This window comes from Gemmiger formicilis (assembly GCF_024462815.1).
GTDB lineage: Bacteria > Bacillota > Clostridia > Oscillospirales > Ruminococcaceae > Gemmiger.
Genome location: NZ_JANGCG010000079.1, coordinates 1 through 257 on the forward strand (window position 1 = coordinate 1; position 257 = coordinate 257).

1 protein-coding gene is annotated in these 257 nt (G+C 44.0%); it reads left to right on the forward strand.

Features of this window, described 5'->3' with window-relative positions; translation table 11 throughout:
- Positions 1-91: 91 nt before the first annotated feature.
- Positions 92-257 (forward strand): helix-turn-helix domain-containing protein (locus tag NE623_RS14975; RefSeq protein WP_370866771.1); only part of this gene is annotated, 166 nt, incomplete at its 3' end.

Genomic DNA, 257 nt, shown 5'->3' on the forward strand with positions numbered 1-257 from the left:
TTCTAAACAGTTTAAAAAACCTCGTAATTTTCGCCGTTCTCAGCGGCTATATAGTGAAGAACTTTTAATTTTATCTACATAGGAGAAACCCATGAACACGGAATTTCAAAATTTACCCAATGTTGTAAGTCCCAAGGAAGTGCAAACTTACTTCGGCATCTCACGCTCGACCACCTACCGCATATTTCACGACGCGACTTTTCCGGCGTTCCACATTGGAAACCGACTGCTGGTGCGGCGGGATGAGTTACTGGACT